This window comes from Arthrobacter sp. TB 26 (assembly GCF_000427315.1).
In the GTDB taxonomy this organism is placed as follows: domain Bacteria; phylum Actinomycetota; class Actinomycetes; order Actinomycetales; family Micrococcaceae; genus Arthrobacter.
On the sequence record NZ_AUPJ01000339.1, the window covers coordinates 297 to 4,610 of the forward strand.

Below are 4,314 nucleotides of genomic sequence, written 5' to 3' on the forward strand. Positions count from 1 at the left end.
CCCGCCTATTCCCCCATCCTTGAGCCGCTGCTGCGCACCGTGCGGGCCAACAACCCCAAAGAGGACTTCGACCTTATCCAGCGCGCCTTCGTCGTGGCGGAACGCTGCCACCGCGGGCAGAAGCGCAAGAGCGGCGATCCCTACATCACGCACCCCGTGGCGGTCGCCACCATCCTGGCGGAGCTGGGGCTCAGCGGAACCACCCTGGCCGCGGCGCTCCTGCACGACACCGTCGAGGACACCTCGTACACGCTGGAGGACCTGAAGGCCGAGTTCGGGCCGGAAGTCGCCATGCTGGTGGACGGGGTCACCAAATTGGACAAGGTCAGCTTCGGCGAGGCCGCACAGTCGGAGACCGTGCGCAAGATGGTCGTGGCCATGGCCAAGGACATCCGGGTCCTGATGATCAAGCTGGCCGACCGGCTGCACAACGCCAGGACCTGGCGCTTCGTCTCCGCAGAGTCCTCCGCCCGCAAGGCCCGGGAAACCCTGGAAATCTTCGCCCCGCTGGCGCACCGGCTCGGTATGAACACCATCAAGTGGGAACTGGAAGACCTCTCCTTTGCGGCCCTGTACCCGAAGGTCTACGAGGAAATCGTGCGCATGGTGGGGGACCGGACCCCCGAGCGGGAAAAGAACCTCTCCGTGATCCGCAACCAGATCACCGAGGACCTGCGTGCGGCCAAAATCAAGGCCACCATCACCGGCCGGCCGAAGCACTACTACTCCATCTACCAGAAGATGATCGTCCGGGACAAGGACTTCGACGACATCAACGACCTCATGGGCGTCCGGGTCCTGGTCGACTCCGTCCGGGACTGTTACGCGGCCCTGGGCGCCATGCACTCGCGCTGGAACCCCCTCCCCGGGCGGTTCAAGGACTACATCGCGATGCCCAAGTACAACATGTACCAGTCGCTGCACACCACGGTGATCGGCCCGGGCGGCAAACCCGTGGAAATCCAGATCCGCACCCACGAAATGCACCGCCGCGCCGAATACGGCGTCGCCGCGCACTGGAAGTACAAGGACCAGCCGAACCGCACCGCGGCCGGGCCGGGAAGCCCGCGCGACGGCGACATGGGCTGGCTGCGGTCCCTCGTGGACTGGCAGCAGGAGACTTCCGACCCGGGCGAGTTCCTCGACTCCTTGCGCTTTGAAATCAATGCCCGGGAAGTGTTCGTATTCACCCCCAAGGGCGAGGTCATGGCGCTGCCGGCCGGTTCCACGCCCGTGGACTTCGCCTACGCCGTCCACACCGAGGTTGGCCACCGGACCATCGGTGCCCGCGTCAACGGCAAGCTGGTCCCGCTCAACAGCGAACTGAACCACGGCGACTGGGTGGAGATCTTCACGTCCAAAGCTGAAGGCGCCGGTCCCAGCCAGGACTGGCAGCACTTCGTCAAGAGCGCCCGTGCACGGAACAAGATCCGGCAGTGGTTCAGCAAGGAACGCCGCGAGGAGTCGATCGACCGCGGCAAGGAACTGCTGACCAAGGCGATGCGCAAGCAGAACCTCCCGCTGCAGCGCCTGATGACGCATGACGCCCTCGCCGCGATCGCCGAGGACTTCAAGTACGTCGACATCTCCGGCCTCTACGCCGGTGTGGGCGACGGGCACACCTCGGCCCAGTCCGTCATGGAACGCCTCGTGGAGAGCCTCGGCGGCAACGATACCCCCGAGGACGACCTCACCGAGGTGTCCATCCCTACCCAGGTCACCAAGGCCCGGTATTCCGACTCCGGTGTTGTGGTGCGCGGGGTGGACGACGTCTGGGTCAAGCTCGCCCGCTGCTGCACCCCGGTGCCGCCTGACCCGATCCTGGGCTTCGTCACCCGCGGCTCCGGCGTCTCCGTGCACCGGACGGACTGCACCAACGTCAGCGGACTTCTGGAGCAGCCTGACCGGATTGTCGAGGTCGATTGGGCACCCACGCAGTCGAGCGTCTTCCTGGTCGAAATCCAGGTTGAAGCGCTCGACCGGAAGTCGCTGCTCTCGGATGTGACCCGCATCCTCTCGGAGAACCACGTCAACATCCTGGCCGCCAGTGTGCACACCTCAACTGACCGGGTGGCCATCTCCAAGTTCGCCTTCGAGATGGGCGACCCGAAGTACCTGAGCCACGTGCTGAGCGCCGTCCGCCGCATCGACGGTGTCTTTGACGTCTACCGGACCACCGGTAACCGGCGGCGCAGCTAGCACAGGAATTTGGCTGGCGCAGGCATCTGGGCAAGCGCTATGGCGCCGGGCCGGCCTGCAGCAGTTCGAGCTTCGCCAGCGCTGCCTTCTTGTGCGGCATCCTGGGCGTGGCCTCCACGGCACGCAGGAGCAGCCGCAGCCGCAGGCCCAGTTCGGGTGTCTCGAGGAGCGCCCGCAGGGCCGGGACAGCCCGCCCGGCGTCCACATGGAGGGCGATGTCCACTGACGTCCGCAGCGGACTGGACACCATCAGCCCGCCCAGGCTCACGACGTCGAACGGGCCCAGGCGCACCTCATGGAAGGTGCAGCCCCGGGTGGAGCGCAGGCTGGAGATCCGCCGGTTGGCGTCCACGAGCAGGGCGAGCCGGTCCGGTTCGGCGGCGCAGCCGTAGATCCAGGCCGCCGTCATCCTGCCTGCGACGACCCGCTGGCGGATGGCCGGACTGATGAGGACGGAGGCCGCGCGGGCCCGGAGCTGCGGGGTGGGATGGGTCCCCGGCGGCAGGTAGCCGCGCTGGTAGAGCTGGGTCAGCACACCATCGGCCGCCATCGCCTGAAGCTCGGGCCAGGAGAAAAGCGCCCCGGGGGAGTACAGCTCCGACGGCGCCTGAAGAGACGCGGGCGGGGCGGGCGCCGGCGGGCCGTGAACTATGACCATTCAGCCATCCTGTCCGTTCCCGCGAAAAGCGAACAGGCCCCGTCCCGGTCATGTGGATAACCGGTGCGGGGCCTGCTTCCAACAGCCTGGTGCTGTGGTGCCTGCGGCTAGGAGAGCTCGCTCGCTGACTTTTCGAGCTGTTCCAGCCAGGCCTCACGGGCCTCGAGGGCTTCCCTGGCGGCCTTGATCTTGCGCTCGTCGCCGGCCTTCTCGGCCTTGGCCAGGTCATCCCGAAGTCCTGCAATGGCCGACTCCAGCTGCGTCAGCGCGCTGTTGGTGCGTGCCTTCGTCTCCGGATTGGACCGCTTCCAGTTCTCGTCCTCGGCGTGGCGTACGGCGTCTTCAACCTTCCGCAGCCCCGCTTCGACGCGTCCCATATCGGCGCGGGGAACCTTGCCGGCTTCTTCCCACCGGTCACGGATGGACTGAAGCGCCTTCTTGGTGGCGGCTAGGTCCTTGATGGGAAGCAACTCGTTGGCTTCCGTCAGCAGGGCTTCCTTGACTACGAGATTGGCGCCGTATTCCTGGTCGATCTCGTCGTTGGCAGCCTGGCGGTGGGTGAAGAAGACGTCCTGGGCGGCACGGAACCGGGCCCAGAGGGCGTCGTCATCCTTGCGGCTGGCACGCGGTGATGCCTTCCACTCGTCCATCAGGCGGCGGTATTCGCCGGCGGCAAAGCCCCAGTCGGTCGAAGAGGACAGCGCTTCGGCCTCGGTGATCAGCTTCTCCTTGGCGGCCTTCGCTGCCGAGTTGGTGCTGTCCAGCTGGGAGAAGTACGCACGGCGGTGCCGGTCAAAGACGGTACGGGCGGCACGGAAGCGCTTCCAGAGGGCGTCCTCGTTGCTGCGGCCGAGCCGGACCCCGCTCTTCTGCGCGGTCTTCCAGCTCTCGAACAGTTCATTCATCCGGGCGCTGGAGGTCTTCCACTGGATCTGGGCCGGGTCGTGGCCCGCGATCTCTTCAGCCTCGGCGACGATGGCTTCGCGGGCGGCCAGTTCGGCGGCACGGACGGCTTCGTGTTCGGCCTTCTCGGCCTTTTCGAGTCCGGAGATCTGGGTGGCCAGGGTGTCCAGGCGGGCCTCGGCGGAGCGGAGGTCCCCCACCATGTTGCGCCCGGCAAGCTGCTCGCGCAGGTGCGTGACGGTCTTCTGCATGTCCGTGGTGGGCGCCTTGGAGCTGACACGCTGTTCGAGCAGGACAATCTGCGCCACGACGTCGTCGTATTTCCGGGCGAAGTAGCCCAGGGCCTCGTCATCGCTGACGCCCGGGTACTGGCCGACAGGATGCTCTTCTCCGTCAACGGTCAGGAAAACGTGGCCGTCGCCTTCGACGCGGCCCCAGCGTGCAGCCTCGGCCAGCGAGGCGGCGGAGGACACTGAAGCCGGTGCGGCGGCCGGAGCCGCCGGGGAAGGCTTGGCCTTCGGCCGGGCGGCGAACGCTGCCGGTGACGGCGCGGG

3 protein-coding genes (1 of these 3 cut by a window edge) are annotated in these 4,314 nt (G+C 67.0%); 1 reads left to right on the forward strand and 2 read right to left on the reverse strand.

The genetic code is table 11. The features are described from left to right. On the forward strand, positions 1 to 2,199 hold the 3' portion of the coding sequence (locus tag K789_RS0112930) for a RelA/SpoT family protein (RefSeq protein ID WP_024367119.1). Its footprint begins 195 nt before the window's first position; only the last 2,199 of its 2,394 coding nucleotides appear in the window; its start codon lies beyond the left edge, outside the window; the stop codon is at positions 2,197 to 2,199. 37 nt (positions 2,200 to 2,236) lie between these two features. Here the strand turns inward: K789_RS0112930 and K789_RS0112935 are convergent, their stop codons facing one another. Continuing rightward, complete coding sequence (locus K789_RS0112935; RefSeq protein WP_024367120.1) at positions 2,237 to 2,857, reverse strand: hypothetical protein; 621 nt, start codon at positions 2,855 to 2,857, stop codon at positions 2,237 to 2,239. A 107-nt stretch (positions 2,858 to 2,964) separates the two neighbouring features. After that, positions 2,965 to 4,314, reverse strand: a 1,350-nt coding sequence (locus K789_RS0112940; protein WP_024367121.1) for a DUF349 domain-containing protein, incomplete at its 5' end; no start/stop codon positions are given.

Coding starts and splice junctions, on each gene's coding strand:
- K789_RS0112935 (WP_024367120.1), bottom strand. CDS start 2,857: ATGGTCATAGTTCACGGCCCGCCGGCGCCCGCCCCGCCCGCGTCTCTT.